Source organism: Amycolatopsis sp. NBC_01286, from assembly GCF_035982555.1.
In the GTDB taxonomy this organism is placed as follows: domain Bacteria; phylum Actinomycetota; class Actinomycetes; order Mycobacteriales; family Pseudonocardiaceae; genus Amycolatopsis.
Genome location: NZ_CP108428.1, coordinates 7098163 through 7118337 on the forward strand (window position 1 = coordinate 7098163; position 20175 = coordinate 7118337).

A 20175-nucleotide genomic window follows, 5' to 3' on the forward strand; every position below is an offset into this window, starting at 1 on the left:
CGGTACCCGCGCGGCGTAGCGTCGTGGGCGTGGACGACGTGCGGATCCTGGTGGTGGGTGCCGGTGCGACCGGCGGGTACTTCGGTGGCCGGCTGCTGCAGGCGGGCCGGGACGTGACGTTCCTCGTCCGGCCCGGGCGGGCGAAGCTGCTGCGGCAGCGCGGGCTGCGGATCGTCGGGCTCGGCGAAGAGACCGTGCTCGACCCGCCGCTGGTGGAAACCGGGACCCTGGACGAAACCTACGACCTCGTGCTGCTCGCGGTGAAGGCCACCGCGCTGACGAGCGCCATCGACGATTTCGCGCCCGCGGTCGGCCCGGGAACGCTGATTCTGCCGTTCCTCAACGGGATGGCGCACATCGACGCCCTCGCCGCGCGCTTCGGCGACGCCGCGGTTCTGGGCGGTGTCGCGAAAGTCGTGACCACGGTGGACGACGACGGCGACATCCGGCGGCTCGGGCCGCTGCAGAACCTGACCTACGGCGCGCGCGTCGAACCCGTCCCGCCGCGATTGTCCGACGTGGACGCGGCGCTGACCGGCGCGGGCTTCCCGGCGGCCCGCGACGACGCGATCACCGGGGCCATGTGGGCGAAGTGGGTGTTCATCGCGTCGATCGGCGGGGTGAACAGCCTGATGCGCGGCACGACCGGTGACGTCGTCGCGGTGCCCGGCGGCACGGCGTTCGCCGAGGCCGTCGTGGCGGAGGCCGCGGCCGTCGCCGAAGCCGCCGGATATCCCGTGCCCGCCGCGGATCTGGAGGCGACACGCCGAACGGTGACCGACCCCGGAACGGGTGGTTCTTCGCTGTATCGCGACCTTCTCGGCGGTCACTCGGTCGAGGGAGACCAGATCTTCGGCGATCTCACCGCGCGTGCCCGTGAGCTGGGCGTTTCCGTGCCCCTGCTGGATCTCATCACTCTGCAGCTCCGCGTGCACAACCACCGCATCGGGTGATACGGCCACTGTGGGCCCCTTGCCCGCCCAGGACAGGGATCGTGGTCTTTCGGGCATCCGGGTGGCGGTGCCGAACCGCGATCATGCGGCACTGCTACTCTTCGTAAGGGAACTTGCTTGAAGGTTTGACGTCTTGGATGTCCGGCGTTTGCGGTTGACTGAGTGGAATCAGGCGAGGGGAAATGGCGGACAGGTTCGAGTTCGTCCTCGAGGTCGTGGAAGCCCTGGTGGTCGGGCAGGCGACCGGTGGCGACGTCCGGCGGTACCCACTGCGGGCCGGGTACCTCCCGGCCGATCCGGTGCGGTTCGTCCACGTCGCCCGGCAGGTCTACGACGCGCTCGAGGAGCGGCGTCTTTCGGTGTCGGGTGAGCTGCACCCGGGTGTGCGCACGGCTTTCGAGCTGCTGGCCAGCCCGCGCGTGTCGGTCGCGGTGAGCGGGATCGACGGCCTCGGCGCCGACGTCGCCGTCCTCGTGGTCACCGACGGCGCGCAGGCGCTCGGCATCACCCAGGCCCCGGACACCGACGAGCTGCTGTTCTCTCTCTTCGCGGACGAGGACCTGGTCGAGGTCGTCACCGGCGTGCTGCCCCCGGCGCCCGCCGCGACGACCGGCAGGCACGTCGTGCACCGCGCCGCCGGCCGCGAGGTCTCGGCGATGACGGCCAAGCGGCGCGCCGACGCGGAGTTCGACGAAGAAGAGACCGACGCCTTCGGCATGATCGAGGTCAAGGCCGTGGTGCGGCCGGGCCGCCGCCCACCGGCCCGGCCGACGTCCGACGTCGCCGTGCTGGAGCGCGTGCTCGCCGAACCGCGCCTCGGCGGTGGTCACATCGCCGTCACCGCGCAGAGCCGTCGCGGCGAGCGGCTCGCGGGTGACCCGCTGAGCTGGCTGGACACCGCCGACGGCCGCTACCTCGTGCGCACCAAGAGCGGCGACGCCGGCGAGCTGACGGCCGAGTACGTGCCCGCCGGCCGCGCCGAGCTGGCCCGCGCCATCCGCGACGCGATCGCTGCGGTCTACTGACCCGGGAAGGAACCCTCCTGATGACCGACGAAGTGACGGCGGCGACCACCGACGCGCTGCAAGCGACCCAGCAGTTCCAGGCCGCGGAGACCCCGCAGCTGCAGGCGATGTCCGCGGTCCGCGTCGGCCTCGCCGGCGCCCAGCTGAAGCGGCTCGCCGAGAGCGGCAGCTTCGCGGTCGACGACACCACCGGCAACCGGCTGATCGAGTCGCTCGAAGGCGTGCTCGAGTCGCTGGAAGCGCGCTGGTCGGCGCTGCAGCGCCTGCACGACAAGCCGGCGCTCAGCCGGACCGCGGTCGGCCTGTGGGTCTCCGGCCACATGGTGAACACCGCGGCCGACGACCACGGCCTGGTCACCCAGCTGCAGGCCGCGCGGCAGGAGTTCCCGACCTACATCGAAGCGATCAAGCTGGCGAAGCAGAACTACAAGACGCGGGAAGAGGAGACACGGGCCACGCTCGTCGCACTCCCGTCCGCCGACCAGAGCTGAGGGAGACCGTGGCACCCACCGCCGAGTCCGTGTCGGACCCGTCGTCCCCGGACTACAACCGGCGCAGCCCGCTGTACGACCCGACGGCGGACTCGTCGTCGAAGTACTACGTCGGGCCGCTGAAGACCGACGACACGCCCTCGGGCGACGAGATCCGCGCGATGGCCACCCAGCAGATCGACGACGAGATCCGGGCCGGCTGGCTCGGCCCGGCCGTCGACCCGGTACTGCGCGACCAGAAGATCCAGGAGCTGTACCAGCAGCACCTGGACAACTCGAAGAACGGGCTCGACGAGGGCCTGTCCATGCGCGAGACCGGCGAGCCGCCGCACATGCTGTGGAGCAACGCCAGTCACGAGCAGATGAACGACGCCATCACGCTGGACGCCAACCCGGCGACCGTCGCGGAGACGTCGGAGGAGTGGGTGCAGGTCGGCAACGACCTCGGCACCCACCAGAAGAACCTGGCCGACTCGATCACCGCGAGCACGAGCAACTGGCAGGGCGACGCCGGTGACGCCGTCCGCGAGCACCTCGCAGGCGTCGGCAAGTGGCTGGGCGCGACCGCGCAGGGCGCGACGCTCGCCGGCCGCCAGCAGGAGATCCACTCCCAGGCGCTCAACGAGACGCAGCGGCAGATGGGCGCGAACCCGCCGGTGCAGTTCGACCTGCAGGCCACCAACCAGAAGCTGCAGTCGATGACCGACCCGGTGCAGTACGCGTCGGCGGCCGGCGAGGCGATCCAGACCTACCGGGCGCAGCAGGTCGCGCGCGAGCACGCGGCGCAGATCATGACCCAGTACGACCAGACCATCGCCGGCGCGGTCGCGACGCCGAAGTTCCCGGCTCCGCCGAAGCTGCCGACCGCGACGGCGAGCGCGCGCACCCTGGGCACCCCCCAGTCGTCCGGCGGGTCGTCGCAGGGCCTGATGGGCCGCACGCTCCCCAACGGGCAGCTGGACCCGAACGGCAGCACCGACCCGGCGCTGGCGCGCCTCCCGGCCGCTTCGGCCAACGGCGCCCCCGCCATCGACCCGGCCACCGGCTTCCCGATCGACCCGGCCACCGGCCTGCCCATCGACCCGGCCACCGGCCGGCCCGTCGGCGGCGGAGCGGGCGGCAGCGGGGCCGGCGGCAGCGGCGGATACGGCGGCGCGGGCATCCCGGGTGGCGGCTCCGGCTCGGGTGGCTCCGGCTTTTCCGGCGCGGGCATCCCGGGCGGTGGCGGCAGCGGCAGCGGCGCGGGCGGGTCAGGCGGCGGTGGCGGGAGCTTCACCCCGCCGAGCTTCGACATGCCGGAGACCCCCGGCGGCGGCAGCTTCAGCGGCGCGGGCATCCCCGGCTCCTCGATCCCCGGCGGCGGCGACTCGACGACGTCGTCCGGCTTCACCCCCTCGGGCATCGGCGGTGGTGGCGGCACCGGCGGCGGCAGCGGGTACACCCCGCCGTCGTTCTCCGTCCCCGACATCCCGGGCGGCGGCAGCGGTGGCATCCGCGGCGGCGGCCTGGGCGGCGGCTTCACCCCGCCCGGCATCGACCCGATCACCGGCCTGCCCACGGGCGGCGGGCTCGGCGGCAACGGCATCCCCGGTGGCGGCTCCGGCGGCAGCGGCGGGCTCGGCAAGATGCCGACCATCGGCCGCGGCGGCGGGATCAACGGCGAGAGCATCGCGAGCCGCCTCGGTGGCCTTGGTGGCATCGGCGGCGGCTCCGGTGCCGGGGGCGGGTCCCTCGGCGGGATCGGCGGCTCGGGCACCGGCGGTGCCGGGGCGGGCGGCGCGGGCCTGCGCGGCACCGGGGCGGGCAACCTGAGCGGCGGCGCCGCGTCGGGTGCGGCCGCCGAGGCCGAGGCGATGGCGGCGCGCAACGCGGCGGCCGGCGGCAAGGCCGGGGCGCCGGGCTCCCCGGGCATGGGCGGCATGGGCGCCGGTGCCAAGGGCGGCAAGAAGGAAGACGACAAGGAACACAAGTCGGCCGACTACGTCGAGAACGACGACCCGAACTTCTTCGACGGCGAGCAGGTCGTGGCGCCGCCGGTGATCGGCGACTGGAAGAACCAGGATTGGAAGTGAGCACATGACGGCGGGCGGCTTCGAGGTCGAACCGGACGACCTGGTCGCGCACGCGAGTCACGTCGACGGCCTGGTGGACCGGCTGAACACGGCGGTCTCCGCGTCCGACTCGGCGATGTCGGACCACGCGTACGGGCTGCTGTGCGCGTTCCTGCCGCCGATCATCCGGCCGACGGGTGAGCAGGCGCAGGACACGCTGAAGGCGTCGGTGGAGGGTGTGCAGGGCCTTTCGGACAACGTCCGGACGGCCGCGCAGTCCTACCGCGACGGTGAAGAGGGCAACAAGCAGCCGTTCGAGCGTCAGCTCGCGGCCGCGCCGCGAGAAGCTGAAGCGAGGGTGAATTGATGACGAGCCCGAACGGCTCGAACGGGCTCGGGGACCTGATGCGGGACCCCGACGAGACGATCCGCCGGATGGACGACTGGGCGGCCGGGTTCGCGGCCAAGGCCGAGCGCTACCAGGCGGCCCAGGCGGAGACCGAGCGGCTGCGGCTGACCGCCACGAGCGGCGACGGCGCGGTCAGCGTCACCGTCGGCGCGGACGGCACCGTCACCGACCTGACGTTCTCGAACAAGGTCAAGTCGTTCCCCCTCGAAGAGCTGTCGCGGGCGATCCTCACCACGATGCGCCGCGCGCAGTCCGGCATCGCCGAGCGCGTGGCCGGCGTGATGGCCGAGAACCTCGGCGACGAGGACCGCGACACCCGCACGCTCATGCTCGACTCGCTCCGCGGCCGGTTCCCCGACCCGGACGAGCCCGACGACCCGGCCGCGCCGCCGGCTCCGGTCCCGCCGCCCGTGCCGCCCGCCCCGGCGGCCGGCGGCACCGGCACCCCGCCGGCGCCGCCGGGCCCGCAGGCCTCGCCGCCGCCGGGCCGCCGGCCGGGCGCCGACCCGGACGAGCAGGACAACAACCCGTGGTGAACTGATTCGCCCCTGGACACGAGGAAGGTCACTCAGTGGCGAACCCGCTGGTCGCGGAAACGAAGGACTCGACCAAGGCCTACTCGGGGGTGTCGCTGCTGGAGTCGGCGGCCGATCTGAAGTCCGCGATCGAGTCGGGTGACTGGGCTTCGGTCGCGATGGGTGCGGTCGGGACCGCGCTGGATGCGTTGTCGATGGCGATGGACCCGTTCGGGGCGGTTCTCGCCGCGGGTGTCGGGTGGTTGATGGAGCACGTCGGGCCGTTGAAGGAAGCGCTCAACGGGCTGACCGGCAACGCGGATGAGATCGCGGCGCAGTCGGAGACGTGGAAGAACATCGCGACCGAGCTGGGCAGTATCGGTGAGGACTTGACCGGGATGGTCAAGGCGGACACGGCGTCGTGGACCGGGCCCGCGGGTGACAGCTACCGGCAGCGCGCTGATGACACGGTGACGTTGCTGAACACGGCGCAGAAGGGTTGTGAAGGCGCTTCCAGTGGTGTGAAGACCGCTGGTGAGGTCGTCGCGGCGGTGCGGGCGTTGGTGCGGGACATCATCGCGGAGCTGATCGGGCATCTGATCAGCTGGGCGTTGCAGGTGGTGTTCACGCTGGGCATTGGGCTCACCTGGGTGGTGCCGCAGGTGATCGGCGCGGTCGCGAAGACGGCGTCGAAGATCGCGGATCTGGTGAAGCGGCTCGTTACGGCGTTGAAGGCGCTGGTTCCGTTGCTGAAGCGGGCGGGTGATTTGTTCTCGGATGCGGCGAAGGCGTTGCGGAAGATCAAGCCGGGTAAGGCGTCTCCGCCGCCGAACAAGATCGACATCAAGGGGAATCCGAAGGATCTGGGTGGTCCGAAGGGCAAGGGTGGGCCGGATGCGCCGCCGGCGAAGACGGATCCGCCGCCGAAGGGTGATGGGAACACGTCGCCGTCCGGTGCGAAGGGTGACGGCGACGGTACGCATTCCTCGGGTGCGGACGCGCCGCCGGCCAAGACCGATCCGCCGCCCGCGTCCAAGGGTCCGGACAACACCCTGAAGAGCCCCGACCCGACGCCCGACGGCCCGACGGGGTCGCGCGGGGTGGACGGCCCCGGCTCGGGTGGCAAGGGCGGTGGCAAGGGCACCGACAGCCCGCCGCCGCTGAAGGACGAGAAGCCCAACCCCCGGCCGCCGGACAAGCTGCGCTGCGAGAACGACCCGATCGACGTCTCCACCGGCCAGATGGTGATGAGCGAGGTCGACGCGGAGTTCCTGGGCGTGCTGCCGCTGCTGGTCGAGCGGGCGCACTTCTCGGCCCGCCGGGCCGGACGCTGGTTCGGCGCGAGCTGGGTGTCCACAGTGGACCAGCGGCTCGCCGTCGACGACACCGGCCTCACCTTCGCCGCGGCCGACGGCACGATCCAGAAGTACCCGCACCCGACGGTCGGCACGTGGACCACCGCCACCGAGGGACCCGAGCGGCGGCTGACCCGCGCCGACGACGGCGGCTACCTGCTGGAGGACTACGGGCAGGAGCTCGTCCTCTACTTCGCGCCGGGGGCGGCGGAACTGCCCCTGCGGTCGGTCACCGACCGGGGCGGGAACCGGATCGAGTTCGTTCACGACGAGCACGGCGTGCCCGCGGAGATCCGGCACAGCGGCGGACACGCCGTCCGGCTGGAGACCGCCGACGGCCGGGTCACGGCGCTGCACGCGGTCGCCGCGGACGGCACCGAAGTCGAGCTGATGCGCTACGCCTACACCGACGGCCGGCTGACGGCGGTGACCAACGCCTCCGGGCGCGCGTTCCAGTACACCTACGACGGGGCCGGGCGGATCACCTCCTGGACCGACCGCAACGGCGAGTGGTACCGCTACACCTACGACCGGCACGGACGCTGCGTTCGCACCGAAGGCGCCGGCGGGTTCTTCACCGGCACGATGGAGTACGACACCGCGAACCGCGTCACCTACTCGACGGACTCGCTGGGGCACCGCACCGCGTTCCACCTGAACGACGCCGGCCAGGTGGTCAAGGAGGTCGACCCCCTCGGCGGCACGATCGTCAACGAGTGGGACGCCCGCGACCGCCTGCTGCGCCAGACCGACGCGCTGGGCCGCACCACCGCCTACACCTACGACGACGCCGGCAACCTCGCCACCATCACCCGGCCGGACGGCGCCGAGACCGGCTTCGAGCGCAACCGGTTCGGCCTGCCGCTGACGATGTCCGAAGCGCCCGGGGTGATCACGCGCTGGGAGTACGACGAGCGCGGCAACGTCACCGCGGTGATCGACCCGACCGGCGCCGTCCGCCGCTACGCCTACGACGACCGGGGCAACACCGCCGCCGTCACCGACGCGCTGGGCAACACCCTGCGCGTCGAGACGGACTCCAGCGGCCTGCCCGTCGCGACCACGGACCCGCTCGGCGGCGTGACGCGCTACGAGCGCGACCTCTTCGGCCGCGTCAGCGCCATCACCGACCCGCTCGGCGGCGTGGAGCGCTTCGGGTACACGGTCGATGGCCGGCTCGCCTGGCACCGGCACGCGACCGGCGCCGTCGAGCGCTGGGTCTTCGACGGCGAGGGCAACAACCTCGTGCACACCGACGCGGCCGGGGCGGTCACCCGCGGCGAGTCCACGCACTTCGACCTGCCCGCGGCCGAGATCCGCTCGGACGGCACCCGGGTGGAGTTCGCCTACGACACGCGGCTGCGGCTCACCGCCGTCACGAACGAGCAGGGGCTCGTCTGGCGCTACGAGTACGACGCGGCCGGAAACCTGGTGCGGGAGAAGGACTTCACCGGGTCCACAGTGGACTACCGCTACGACGCCGCCGGCCAGCTGGCCGCCCGGACGCACGCGGGGGAGACGACGACCTTCCGCTACGACCTCGTCGGCAACCTCGTCGAGCACACCTGCGGCCCGGTCACCACGCGGTACACCTACAGCACCCTCGGGCACCTGCTGGAGGCCGACGACGGCCGCGGCCGGGTGACCTACCAGCGCGACCCCGCCGGCCGGATCACCGCCGAGACCGTCGGCGGCCGCACCGTGGAATCGGGCTACGACGCGCAGGGCCGCCGGGTCCGGCGCCGGACCCCCTCCGGCGCGGAGAGCGTCTGGGAGTACACCGCGCTCGACCGGCCGCTCGCCGTGCACACGCCCGGCCGGACACTGCGCTTCGACCACGACGCAGCCGGCCGCGAGGTCCGGCGCACGCTCGACTCGGGCGCGGCGATCGGCCGGACGTGGACGCCGGACGGGCGGCTGCAGTCCCAGACGATCACCGGCGCGGCGGGGCAGCTCGGCCAGCAACGCACCTACGCCTACCGGCCCGACGGCGCGCTGACCGGCGTCCAGGACCGGCTCACCGGCCCGCGCGGCTTCACCCTCGACCAGCGCGCCCGCGTCGTCGGCGTGCAGGCGCCGCGCTGGTCCGAGCGCTACGCCTACGACGTCGCGGGCAACGTCACCGACGCGGTGTGGCCGACCACGGCCGACCAGGACGCGCTCGGCCCGCGGTCGTTCACCGGCTCGGTGGTCCAGTCGGCCGGGCGGACCCGCTTCACCCACGACGAGCGGGGCCGGCTCGTGCTCCGGGAGAGCGCCGGCGGGACCTGGCAGTACACCTGGGGCCCGCAGGACCGGCTCGCCGGGGTGCGCACCCCGGACGGCGTCCGGTGGCGCTACACCTACGACGCGCTCGGCAGGCGGACCGCCAAGGAACGGCTCGAGGCGGACGGCACCACGGTGGCCGAACGCGTCGAGTTCACCTGGGACGACCAGGTGCTCGTCGAGCAGTCCCACTCGGACGCCGCCGGCACCCGCGTCACCGTGTGGGACTACGAACCGGGCACCCACCAGCCGCTCATCCAGCGGGACCGGCTGCTGCGCTCGCCGCAGGAGCTCGCCGGCGAGCAGTTCCACCTGGTCGTGGCCGATCCGTCGGGCGCGCCCACCGAGCTCGTCGACGACCGCGGCGCCGTCGCCTGGTTCGCGCGGCTGAGCCTGTGGGGCAAGACCGTCGAGGAGACCCGCACGGCGGCGGGCACGCCGTTGCGGTTCGCCGGGCAGTACGCCGACGCCGAGAGCGGGCTGCACTACAACTTCTTCCGCTACTACGACCCGGCCACCGGGCGTTACGCCAGCCCCGACCCGATCGGCCTCGGCGCCGGGCCCAACCCGCACGCCTACGTCGGGAACCCGCACGCGTGGGTCGACCCGCTCGGCCTCGGCCCGCAGAGCTGCACGGGCAACGGCGGCACCAGCACGCAGGGCGCGAGCGGCTCAGGGTCCGGCGGGAAGCCGAACCTGAAGATCAACACGAACGTGCCGGGCAACGTCGTCACCGAGCACTCCCCGGGCGGCCGGCTCTACCAGCAGATGTCGCCGGCCGGGAAGTACGGCGCGAAGAAGCCCACCGGGGCGCAGAAGTACGACCGGCGGACCGCGGCCGGGTACGAGAACCCCAAGCACGAGCACGGCAACATGCTCCCGCTGTGGAAGGACGCGGCGCTGTCGCCGGTCCCGGCCGGGAAGAAGCCGGACAAGAGCTGGCTGATGCACCCGGACCGGCGCTTCGACACGAAGCAGCCCGGGGAGTCGTACAACGGCACGTCCGGGAACGAGATCAAGGGGCACAAGAACGGCGTGCTCGGGCACGACGAGGCCGCGGGCTCGAACTGGAACCGGGAGGGGATGGGGCGGACCCGCAAGGAGAACCTGGAGCACAACCGCCAGGAGAGCACCTACCACGGCATCGAGTCCAAGGAACGCTCCAACGCCAGTGGCGCGCACGAGGACCGGTACAAGAGCCCGCACCCGAGCGACAACGCGGATCGCGCCTACTGGGACCGCAACGACCCCGGGTTCGCCAAGCAGGGCGGCCCGTGGCACTCCTGGGAAGAGGTCAAGCCGGCTCCGGGTGCTCCGCAAGCCGCGCCGCCCGTGGCGGGCCCGTCCGGTTCGAAGCCGGTGCACTCGCCGCTGGACTCCCCGGACGACTCCCGGCCTTCGAAGCGCCCGCGGCAGGGTTCCGACGTCGACATGGACGACTGACGGCGGTACCGCCCGGCGGCCAGCCGGGCGGTGTTGCTCGACAGTGGGCGCCCGGGGGTCGACACTGGGCCGATGACCGGCCTGATCACCGGAAGCCGTGTCCGGCTGCGGCCCGCCGCAGTCACGGACGCCGCCCGGTTCGAGGAGATCCTGTCGCATCCCGATGTCGCCCGCTGGTGGGCCGACGCCGAGGAGCCGGTGGCCGCCCAGGTGTCCTATCTGCTGGACCCCGACGAGGGCACCACGACCTACGCCATCGAGCTCGACGACGTCGCGGACACGGTGATCGGCGTCGAGCTCGCCTTCGAGGAAGCCGACCCGCAGTACCGGCACGCCGGGATCGACATCGCCGTGCACCCGGACTTCCAGGGCCACGGCCTCGGCTCGGACGCCATCCGGGCGCTGGCCGAGCACCTGTTCACCGTGCGCGGGCACCACCGGGTCGTGATCGACCCGGCCGCGGACAACGAGTCCGCGATCAAGCTCTACCGGGCACTCGGCTTCCGGCCGGTCGGCACGATGCGCTCCTACGAGCGCGGGCCGGACGGCAGCTGGCACGACGGCCTGCTGATGGACCTGCTCGCCGAGGATCTGGTGCCGGTCGCCGCGATGGCCGGCTCGTGAGCACGCAGGCGGTGCCCGCCGCGCCCGGGCAGCTGCGGCGGGTCGCCGTGGCCAGCGCCATCGGGACCACGATCGAGTGGTACGACTACTTCATCTACAGCACGGCGACCGCGCTGGTCTTCGGCAAGCTCTTCTTCACGACGCTCTCGCCCGCGTCCGGCACGCTGGCCGCGTTCGCGACGCTCGGGGTGGGCTTCCTGGCCCGTCCGGTCGGCGGGATCCTGTGGGGTCACTTCGGCGACCGCGTCGGGCGCAAGGCGATGCTCGTGCTGTCGCTGGTCCTGATGGGCGTGGCGACGGTCGGCGTCGGCCTGCTCCCGACGTACAGCGCGATCGGCGTGTGGGCCCCGATCCTGCTCCTCGTGCTGCGGCTGCTGCAGGGCCTGAGCGCGGGTGGTGAGTGGGGCGGCGCGGCGCTGATGGCCGTCGAGCACGCGCCGGAGGGCCGGCGGGGCCGCTACGGCGCGTTCTCGCAGATCGGCGTCCCGGCCGGGTTGATCCTCGCGCAGCTGGTGTTCTTCGTCCTCGGCAAATCGCTGACCGACGCGCAGTTCGTGGCGTGGGGCTGGCGGGTGCCGTTCCTGCTGAGCATCGTGCTCGTCGGCGTCGGCCTGGTGATCCGGCTGCGGATCGAGGAAAGCCCGGTGTTCGCTCAGCTGCGGGACTCGGCAGCACGCAGCCGGCGGCCGATGGTCGACGTCTTCCGCGAACGGCCGCGAGCGCTGCTGGTGGCGTCGGGGAGTTTCATCGCCAACACCGCGATCGGCTACATCTTCCTCGCGTACCTGTTGTCCTACGGCACTTCCGTGCTGAAGATCGACCGCACCACGTTGCTGGTGGTGGTGATCGTGGGCAGCGTGACGTGGCTGGTGAGCATCCTGGTGACGGCGGCGTGGTCGGACCGCGTCGGCCGCAAACCGGTGTACCTCTGGGGTTCGGTGCTGCTCGTGGTGTGGCCGATCCCGTTCTTCCTGCTGGTCGACACCCGCCAGACGGTGTGGCTGATCGTCGCCGTGGTGGTGCTGAACATCGGCCTCGGCGCGACGTACGGTCCCCAGTCGGCGTTGTTCGCGGAGCTGTTCGAGCCGCGCTTCCGCTACAGCGGCGCGTCCTTCTCCTACGCCGTGGGCGCGGTACTGGGCGGCGGTTTCGCCCCGTTGATCGCAACGGCCCTGCAGACCGCGACGGGGACGTCGTTGTCGGTATCGCTCTACCTGGTCGGAGTGGCGGTGCTGAGTCTCGTGGCGGTGGCCTTCATCCCGCGTGAGTGATCACAGCCGGTCGAGGCGGCTTCCGTTCGTAGCTGGGGTGGCTCGGGGTTGTCGGAGTAGCGCGGCGAGTCGGCCGGGTCGTAGGCCTGCCGCGGTGGAGTTGTTTGTAGGGCGGGGGTTCTGCCGCTGCTTGTTGTGGGTGTCGGTCCTGTCGTGCGCTGGTGATGACAGCCGATGGGCCGAAGGCCGCGCCGAGGTGGTGTGCGGTGGTGTGGCTCGGATCTGGTGGCTGTCATCCCGCGTGAGTGATCACAGCCGGTCGAGGCGGACCGCGGCGGCCATCCGTTCGTAGCCGGCGTCGCCGGGGTGGAGGTGGTCGCCGGAGTCGTAGGCGGGCAGCATCCGGAGCGGGTCGGCCGGGTCGCGGACCGCCGCGTCGAAGTCGACCACGGCGTCGAAGACGTTGCTGGTGCGGATGAACCGGTTCACCGCGGTGCGGGTGGCTTCGAGGGTCTCGTCGTAGACGCCCCAGCCCTTGAACGGCGTGAGCGTGCCGCCGATGACCCGGATGCCGCGGGCGTGGGCCTGCGCGACCAGCTGGCGGTAGGCCGAGGTGATCGCGTTCGGGTCGGTCTGGTGCGGGTCCTGCTGGATGTCGTTGATGCCTTCCAGCACGATCAGCGTCCGCACGCCGCCGACGCCGAGCACGTCGCGGTCGAACCGGGAGAGCGCGTTCTGGCCCGCGCCGCTGCCCGGGACGTCGAGCAGCAGCCGGTTGGCGCTGATGCCGGCGTTCTGCACGCCGAAGCGGCCGTGCAGCCGGTCGGCCAGGTAGTCCGGCCAGCGGTGGTTGGCCCCGGTGGTGGAGCCGACGCCGTCGGTGATCGAGTCGCCGAGCGTCACGACGGTGGCTTCGGCGCCGCCCTGGACGTCGACGCCGGACACGTAGTGCCACACGGACGTCTGCTCGGTGTAGGGCGCGCCCGACTCGCTGGCGGTGAAGTCGCCGGCGCGGGTGAAGTACGACGTCTGCGCCGCGGCCGGGTGGTAGGTCACCGGCCCGGACTTCGTCGGCACGTAGGTCGTCACGAGCAGGTTGGCGTCCGCCGGCACCCGCAGGCCGACCGGGTCGCTCAGCACCTCGGCACCGTTCGGGACGACGACGCTGGGCGCACCGCCGAACGTCAGCGACCGCAGCGTGCCGGGGACGGCGTCGGCTCCGGTCGCCTCGACCGCGACGGTGACGTGCCCGAAGGTGACGGCGCTGGTGCCGAAGGCGTTCGAGAGGTGGATCCGGGCCCGCCCGCCGCCGACGCTGGTGTGCACGACGTTGCGGATCGAGTAACCCGGGTAGCCGTCGGGGGTGTTCGGCACGCCGGACGCGGGAGCCGCGGCCCAGGTGCCGGCCCAGCCGCCGACGGACTGTTGAGCGAGGGCCGGGACAGCGCTTTCCGGGTTCGCACCACCGGACGTCGTGAGGATGGCCAACCCCGCCAGAACGGCCGTGCTCACGGCCAGGAAGCGTCGCATGCCCCACACGGTCGCGTCTGTCACTCGAACCAGCGACCGCTGATCAGGTGAGCGAACCGGACAAGATCCCGGACAGTAACGGCAAGTTGCTGTTTCCCCGGGGGTTTCCCTAGGGTTCCCCCTGGGCGGACCCGCCCGGGATTCTGGGGATGCCGGGCGGGCCCGCGCGAGGTGGCCGTTGCCGCGACGGCCGCTCGCCGGAGTACCCCGGTCCCGATCCGAAGCGGAGGCTGGCCCGGATCGTTGCGTCGGGGCAACCCCGGAGGGCGTGTGCGAGAACGCCCTCACCCCCAAGCACGGCCGCCACCCTGGCCCGGTTCACCCGAGGCACCGGAATTTTGTTCCTGGAGCGGCCGATGACCCCGCGGACCCAGGCCCGCGGGAATGACCAAAGCCGTGAATGGCACATCGAGAGACCTCAAGGCCCTCGATGTGCCATTCACGGCTGGAGAACAAGTTCAAGCGGCGGCGGGGACCACGTCCAGTGCGCGGTGCCCGGCGTCGGTCAGTTCGGCCGGCGTCCACTGGCCGGGCGCCGCCAGGACCGCGGCGCGGATCAGGCCGGCGCGGGCCAGGTCGTGGGCGGCGTTCTGGTCGCAGCACGACAGTCCGTCGACGCGGAGGTCGGGTTCGCAGCTGCAGCGGAGTTCGGCACGGCCCTCGCCGACCGCCTTGAGCATGGCGATCGCGCGGCGGCTCAGCGCGCTCGGGTGGGTGGACATGGTCTGGCCTCTCGGTCCGGCTGGGTCTGGTGCGAGTGCTGCAGCTCGTCACTGAGAACCACGCGCCGGACGTGAGCCCGGTTCACTTTGATCGTCCCTCTTGACACGGCGAACCCGGACGAGCAGGGTCAGTCATCGGATGAATCAGCTCCATCAACCACAGATCGGCCCACTGGGGGGCCAGTCTGCCCGTACTCATCCGATCCCTGGAGGTTCAGTGACGACCTTCCCTCGCCGTCAAGCTCTCGGCATGGCCGCCGGCGCCGCCGTGGCGCTGAGTGCGGCCGGCCTGACACCCGCCGTGGCCGCAGACACCGCAGACACCGCAGACGCCGCCGGCGACGCACCCGACACCCCGATCGTCCCGCCCCCGCCGCCCGTCCCGGTCGCGCTCGACGCCTGGTTCTCCAACGACGGCATCGACAGCGCGGCCGCCACCGGCGGCGACTTCGACGGGTCCGGCTACACCTTCCCGGCCGAGCAGCTGCCGGTCGGGCGGACGGCGACCGTCGGCGGCGTCCCGTTCCTGCTCGGCTCCGCGGCCGCCGGGGCGAAGAACAACGTCGTCGCGACCGGCCAGACGCTCGACCTGCCGAAGGGCCGCTACTTCGTCGCGTACTTCCTGGTCGCCGCCAGCTACGGCACCACCGGCGGCACGGCGACCGTGCACTACGCCGACGGCACCACCAGCACCGGCTCGCTCGCCGGCCCGGACTGGTACACCGGCAGCGGCGCGCTGGTCTCGTCGTTCCGCTACGCGCCGGGCGGCGTCGTCGACGCCAACCCGGTTTCCCTGGCCACCGGCCAGGTCTGGGTCGACCCGGCCCGCGACGCCGTCGCGCTGACCCTGCCGACGACCGCGGCACCCGCGCCGAACGTCTCCAGCCTGCACGTCTTCGCGCTCACCCTGCAGCCCGTCGCCGTCGGCCGGTCCGCGCTGGTGCTGGACGGCCGCTCGACGGCGAACCTGCTGACCGACGGCGGGCCGCAGGCCGCCGAGGCGACCGTGGTGAACGCCGGCACCGTCTGGCTCGGGGCCCGCGACCGCGTCACGGTGACCCTCGACGTCCCCGGCGGCCGCACCACGGTCCCGGCGACGATCCGCGCGCTCGCGCCGGGGGAGCAGGCGACCGTGCGGCTCGGCCTGGCGCCGAACGCGTCCGTCCCGCCCGGCACCACCACGAACGGCCAGCTCCGCGTGACGGCCGGGCGCGGCACGCTCGCCACCCAGCAGGTGCCGATCACCCTCGGCGTCCCGGACTTCCGGCCGGCCGACGCGTCGCTTTCGACGCACCGCGCGCCGTACTGGTTCGACGACAGCAAGTTCGGCATCTTCATCCACTGGGGCGTCTACGCCGTGCCCGCGTGGGCGCCGGTCGGGCAGCAGTACGCCGAGTGGTACTGGCAGAACCAGCAGGACCCCGACGGCGCGACCTACGCCTACCACGCCCGGAAGTACGGCGAGAACTTCGTCTACGACGACTTCATCCCGATGTTCACGGCGAAGAAGTTCGACCCGCGCGCGTGGCTGAAGCTGATCGCGGACGCGGGCGCCGAGTACTACGTCCTGACGTCCAAGCACCACGACGGCTTCGCTTTGTGGGACACCAAGGTCAGCGACCGCAACTCGGTGAAGCTCGGCCCGCGGCGGAACGTCATCGCCGAGCTGTTCGCGGCGTCGCGCAAGTACACGCCGCAGCTGCGCAACGGCCTGTACTTCTCGCTGCCGGAATGGTTCAACCCCGACAACCCGTGGATGGGCCACGCGCCGCGCAACCCGTACACCGGCGCGCCGGTGCCCTACACCGGGTACACCGCGGGCAAGGACTTCGTCCGCGATTACCAGGCGCCGCAGGTGCTGGAGCTGATCCACGAGTTCGACCCGGACGTCCTGTGGTTCGACATCGGCGGCGACAACGACAGCCGCGACGTGCTCACGGAGTACTTCAACCGCGCGAAGAACCGCCGGCACCCCAAGGACGTCACCTACAACGACCGCGGCGGCATCCCGGACCACGACTTCACCACGCCGGAGTACACGACGTACCCGAACACGGTGGTGGCGAAGTGGGAGGCGAGCCGCGGGCTGGACCCGTTCTCCTACGGCTACAACCGCGCGACCCCGGACGACAAGTACATGACGGCCGAGGAGGTCGTCCGCACGCTCGTCGACATCGTGTCGAAGAACGGCAATTTCCTGCTCGACATCGGCCCGGACTACGACGGCACCATCCCGGCGGTGATGCAGCAGCACCTGCGCGACGCGGGCGCGTGGCTGAAGATCAACGGCGAGGCGATCTACGGCACGACGTACTGGTCACGGATGGCCCAGCTCGGCGACCTGCGGTTCACGGTCAAGCAGAACGAAGCCTTCTACGTGCACTCGCTCGCCGCACCGGGCAGCCGGCTGGTGGTCGACGCGCCGGTCCCGATCCGCGCGGGTGACCGTGTGACGCTGCTGGGCTACCGCGGGAACCTGCACTGGAGCGTCGAGAACGGCGCCTTGGTGATCGACGTCCCGGCCGCGGCCCGGCAGGCGGGCCGCTTCGCCTGGGTGTTCAAGATCGCCTGGAGCTGAATGCCGTGAGGGGCACCCTCAGGGACGTCAGAGCCCTGGGGGTGCCCCTCATGGCGGATCTTCCGCGAGCAGCGCCATGCGCCCGGGGGCAGGGAACCGGGCACATCAGTAAAAGCGCCGCAGCTGTGGCCACGCCGCCGACCACGGCCGGGTCAGCGTGACGCACAGCGAGATCGTGACGCCGTCCTCGTCGTTGTCGACGCCTTCGGCGTTGTGGTGCGTCGCCACGGCGTGGCAGCCGGTGATCAGCCGCGACGCGGGGGAGCCGCGTTCGATCCGGCCGATGACCAGCACCGGCCCGACGAGCCGGTCCGGCGGTGGTCCCCAGTCGGCGTAGGACATGTGCGGCGAATACGGCTGCGGCAGCCCGCGTTCGGGCCCGTAGTACTCGAGCGCCCCGGCCTCGCCGTAGTTGTCGGTGAGGATGACGGCGGTGTCCTTGTCGGGGACCTGAGCCCACGCCGTCGCGACCGTGTCGGCGAACCCCGGCCAGCCGACCTGTTCACCGGGTTCCTTGTTCACGGCCAGCAGCACGCCGTTCAGCGCCGTGGCCGGCACCACCGGGAGTCCGATGAGGACGGACACGACCACGCACACCGCCGTCACCACGCCGATCGACGCACGCAGCACCGTCCCGGTCCGCGCCAGCCACCGCAGCGCGGGCTCGGCGCCGAGGGCGACCAGCGGCAGCAGCAACGGCACCGAGTAGTACGGTTTCCCGCCCAGCGCCAGGAGTTCGACGCAGACCACGGGGTAGGCGATCGCGAGCGCGCGGGCCCAGCGCACCGCGGCGTCACGCCACGGCCGGACGAGCCCGGCGATCCACACCGGCACGAGCACGGGTGACAGGTAGACGAGCTGCATCGGCACGAACAGCACGCGGTTCTCGCCACCGTCGTCGTCGCTGATCCCGCCCGCGACGGTGAGCATCGGCCAGCCGTGCGACGCCTGCCAGAGCACCACCGGCGCGGTGAGCACGGCGGCGACGCCGATGCCCGCCGCGAGCCACCACGTCCGGAAGACCCGGCGCGGTCCGGCGACGGCCACGCCGATGCCGAGCCCGGACAGCAGGAGCAGCACCAGCCACTTGTTCATCATGCCGAGCCCGGCCGCGGCGCCTACGGCGAGCCACCAGCGGCCGTCGCCGGTGCGCAGCAGCCGCAGGCCGGCGAACGCGATCAGCGACCACAGCAGCGTGTCGGCCGAGTTGGTCGCGAGCATGTGCGACACGACCAGCACGTACGTCGAGAGCGCCGTCGCCACCGCGGTGAACACCTGGACTCCCCGGCCGCCGCCGAACTCGCGGGCGATCAGCACGACGACCACGACCGTCGCCATGCCCAGCAGGGTCGCGGCGACCCGCAGACCCATCGGGGTTTCGCCGAACAACGCCGTCGACGCCCGTGCGAGCCACGGCGTGATCGGCGGCTGGTCGACGTACCCCCAGGCCGGTCGCTTGCCCGCGGCGAGGAAGTACAGCTCGTCGCGGTGGAAGCCGTACCGGCCGGACAACAGTGTCAGAACCACGGCCTGGAGGGCGACCACGAGGCCGACCGGCACCGCGGCGAAACGTGGCAACGACCCGGAAACGCGACCGGCCCCCATGGCAGTCTCCCCTCGGCGTCCGAGGATCGTACGCTTGTGATCACCCGATCGGCAGCGCTCCGACGTATTCGCCGCCCGCGTCCGCGACCAGTTCGTCGAGGGACTGCGCCCGGCGGATCGGGGTGAACCGGACGTCGCCGGTCACGTCGATGTCGAAGCCGTGGACGGCCGGGCGCGGCAGCGTGTTGTAGGCGTAGTGCGCGCCGAAGTAGTACGCGCCGGTGTCGTGGGCGACGACGAGGTCGCCGGGCTCCAGCAGCGGCAGCGGCCGTTCCCTGGCGAGCAGGTCGCCCGCGAAGCACAGCGGCCCGGCGACGTCCTGCGGCACGTCGGGGCCGGTCTTCGGCACGCCCGCGGCGTCGTACGCGCTGAGCCGCAACGGCCAGTGCTCCGGCTGCAGCACCGTGCGCGCGGCCACCTGGGCCCCCGCGTGCGTCACGGCGATGTGCCGCCCGCCCGCGACCTTCGTGTACTCGACGGCGCTGACGAGAAACCCGTTCTTCGCCAGCAGGGACCGGCCGAACTCGGTGACGTAGGTGTAGCGCCCGTCGCCGAGCGCCGGGACCCGCGCGAGCAGCGTCTCGACGTAGTCCGCGTAGGTCGGTCCCGGCTCGTCGGAGTCGAAGTTCACCGGCAGGCCGCCGCCGAGGTCGATGCTGGTGACCTGCCGGTACCCGGCTTCGGCGTTGATCTCCTCGGCGAGCGCGTGCACCGCGGCGACGCCGTCGGCCATCAGCCCGGGCGGGCAGCCCTGCGACCCGACGTGGACGTGCAGCCGGGTCAGCCACGGCCGGTGCGCAAACGCTTCGAGCAGCAGCGCGCGATACCCGTGGTCCCGCAACGGGATGCCGAACTTCGACGCCGCCGTCGCCGTGCTCGTGTCACCGATCCGGCCGGCGCCGACCTGCGGGTTGATCCGCAAGCCCAGCACCGATCGCGGTGGCGCCGAGCCGACGAGCCGGTCGAGCCGGGCCAGCTCCTGGAAGTTGTCGGCGTTGATCGCGGTGCCCTCGGCCAGGGCGTGGGCGAGCTCGCCGACGGTCTTGGCGGGGGAGTCGAGCACCAGCCGCGGCCCGCGGAGCCCGGCGGCCTCGGCGACCGCCGTCTCGCCGGGGCTGGCGACCTCGGCGTCGATCCCGAGGTCGCCGAGGAACCGCAGCAGCGGCGCGAGGCCGCACGCCTTGGCGGCGACGGTGTGCTGGACGTGCCCGAGCGGGGCGAAGGCCGCGGTCAGCTCCTCGACGGCCGCGCGGAGGCCGGCGAGGTCGACGAACCCGGCCATCGGGTCGACGAGCCGCCGGTCCGCCGCGGCGGTGAGGGCGAGCAGCCGGCGGTCGGTGCGGGCCGGGGAGGCGCTGGTCGTGGTCATGCTCCAAGGACAGCAGCGCACCGCCGTGC

Annotated in this window: 14 protein-coding genes; 10 read left to right on the plus strand and 4 right to left on the minus strand. The window is 72.4% G+C overall.

The window, feature by feature from the left end; translation table 11 throughout:
* Positions 1–29 precede the first annotated feature (29 nt).
* From OG570_RS33460 to OG570_RS33500, 9 genes are all read left to right on the plus strand, one after another.
* Positions 30–953, plus strand: coding sequence for a ketopantoate reductase family protein (locus OG570_RS33460; RefSeq protein ID WP_326953004.1), 924 nt, complete (start codon positions 30–32; stop codon positions 951–953).
* A 182-nt stretch (positions 954–1135) separates the two neighbouring features.
* Positions 1136–1978 (plus strand): ESX secretion-associated protein EspG, encoded by an 843-nt coding sequence (locus OG570_RS33465; RefSeq protein WP_247052200.1) that lies wholly within the window; start codon positions 1136–1138, stop codon positions 1976–1978.
* 20 nt (positions 1979–1998) lie between these two features.
* The gene (locus tag OG570_RS33470; protein WP_326949980.1) at positions 1999–2469 is read left to right on the plus strand and encodes a hypothetical protein; all 471 of its coding nucleotides are present in this window, start codon (positions 1999–2001) and stop codon (positions 2467–2469) included.
* Positions 2470–2477: 8 nt separating this feature from the next.
* The gene (locus OG570_RS33475) at positions 2478–4541 is read left to right on the plus strand and encodes a hypothetical protein (protein ID WP_326953005.1); all 2064 of its coding nucleotides are present in this window, start codon (positions 2478–2480) and stop codon (positions 4539–4541) included.
* A 4-nt stretch (positions 4542–4545) separates the two neighbouring features.
* Positions 4546–4887: a type VII secretion target gene (locus OG570_RS33480; protein ID WP_326949978.1), complete on the plus strand. Its 342-nt coding sequence runs from the start codon at positions 4546–4548 to the stop codon at positions 4885–4887.
* Positions 4887–5465 carry a YbaB/EbfC family nucleoid-associated protein gene (locus OG570_RS33485; RefSeq protein WP_326953006.1) on the plus strand — a complete coding sequence of 193 codons (579 nt, stop codon included), beginning with the start codon at positions 4887–4889 and terminating at the stop codon, positions 5463–5465. Before OG570_RS33480 ends, OG570_RS33485 begins: the two co-directional genes overlap by 1 nt.
* A gap of 35 nt (positions 5466–5500) precedes the next feature.
* Entirely contained in the window at positions 5501–10507 is a 5007-nt protein-coding gene (locus tag OG570_RS33490) for an RHS repeat-associated core domain-containing protein (protein ID WP_326953007.1), read from the plus strand.
* 72 nt (positions 10508–10579) lie between these two features.
* Positions 10580–11131 (plus strand): GNAT family N-acetyltransferase, encoded by a 552-nt coding sequence (locus OG570_RS33495; RefSeq protein WP_326953008.1) that lies wholly within the window; start codon positions 10580–10582, stop codon positions 11129–11131.
* On the plus strand, positions 11128–12402 hold the full coding sequence (locus tag OG570_RS33500; RefSeq protein WP_326953009.1) for an MFS transporter: 1275 nt from the start codon (positions 11128–11130) through the stop codon (positions 12400–12402). Before OG570_RS33495 ends, OG570_RS33500 begins: the two co-directional genes overlap by 4 nt.
* Before the next feature lie 249 nt (positions 12403–12651).
* Here OG570_RS33500 and OG570_RS33505 read toward each other — a convergent pair whose 3' ends face one another.
* Both OG570_RS33505 and OG570_RS33510 read right to left on the minus strand, forming a co-directional pair.
* Complete coding sequence (locus tag OG570_RS33505) at positions 12652–13872, minus strand: SGNH/GDSL hydrolase family protein (RefSeq protein WP_326953010.1); 1221 nt, start codon at positions 13870–13872, stop codon at positions 12652–12654.
* A 458-nt stretch (positions 13873–14330) separates the two neighbouring features.
* Entirely contained in the window at positions 14331–14594 is a 264-nt protein-coding gene (locus tag OG570_RS33510) for a hypothetical protein (protein ID WP_247052192.1), read from the minus strand.
* Positions 14595–14811: 217 nt separating this feature from the next.
* Between OG570_RS33510 and OG570_RS33515 the strand changes: the two genes are divergently transcribed.
* The gene (locus OG570_RS33515) at positions 14812–17172 is read left to right on the plus strand and encodes an alpha-L-fucosidase (protein WP_326953011.1); all 2361 of its coding nucleotides are present in this window, start codon (positions 14812–14814) and stop codon (positions 17170–17172) included.
* A gap of 105 nt (positions 17173–17277) precedes the next feature.
* On the opposite strand, the gene OG570_RS33520 is transcribed toward OG570_RS33515, so the two are convergent.
* The gene (locus OG570_RS33520) at positions 17278–18777 is read right to left on the minus strand and encodes an ArnT family glycosyltransferase (protein WP_326953012.1); all 1500 of its coding nucleotides are present in this window, start codon (positions 18775–18777) and stop codon (positions 17278–17280) included.
* Positions 18778–18817: 40 nt separating this feature from the next.
* On the minus strand, positions 18818–20146 hold the full coding sequence (locus OG570_RS33525; RefSeq protein WP_326953013.1) for a diaminopimelate decarboxylase: 1329 nt from the start codon (positions 20144–20146) through the stop codon (positions 18818–18820).
* Between the last annotated feature and the right edge of the window lie 29 nt (positions 20147–20175).

What these genes read in the sequence shown, in the direction of transcription:
- OG570_RS33465 (WP_247052200.1), top strand. Translation starts at nt 1,136, where the DNA reads ATGGCGGACAGGTTCGAGTTCGTCCTCGAGGTCGTGGAAGCCCTGGTG.
- OG570_RS33470 (WP_326949980.1), top strand. Translation starts at nt 1,999, where the DNA reads ATGACCGACGAAGTGACGGCGGCGACCACCGACGCGCTGCAAGCGACC.
- OG570_RS33480 (WP_326949978.1), top strand. Translation starts at nt 4,546, where the DNA reads ATGACGGCGGGCGGCTTCGAGGTCGAACCGGACGACCTGGTCGCGCAC.
- OG570_RS33485 (WP_326953006.1), top strand. Translation starts at nt 4,887, where the DNA reads ATGACGAGCCCGAACGGCTCGAACGGGCTCGGGGACCTGATGCGGGAC.
- OG570_RS33495 (WP_326953008.1), top strand. Translation starts at nt 10,580, where the DNA reads ATGACCGGCCTGATCACCGGAAGCCGTGTCCGGCTGCGGCCCGCCGCA.
- OG570_RS33505 (WP_326953010.1), bottom strand. Translation starts at nt 13,872, where the DNA reads ATGCGACGCTTCCTGGCCGTGAGCACGGCCGTTCTGGCGGGGTTGGCC.
- OG570_RS33510 (WP_247052192.1), bottom strand. Translation starts at nt 14,594, where the DNA reads ATGTCCACCCACCCGAGCGCGCTGAGCCGCCGCGCGATCGCCATGCTC.
- OG570_RS33520 (WP_326953012.1), bottom strand. Translation starts at nt 18,777, where the DNA reads ATGGGGGCCGGTCGCGTTTCCGGGTCGTTGCCACGTTTCGCCGCGGTG.
- OG570_RS33525 (WP_326953013.1), bottom strand. Translation starts at nt 20,146, where the DNA reads ATGACCACGACCAGCGCCTCCCCGGCCCGCACCGACCGCCGGCTGCTC.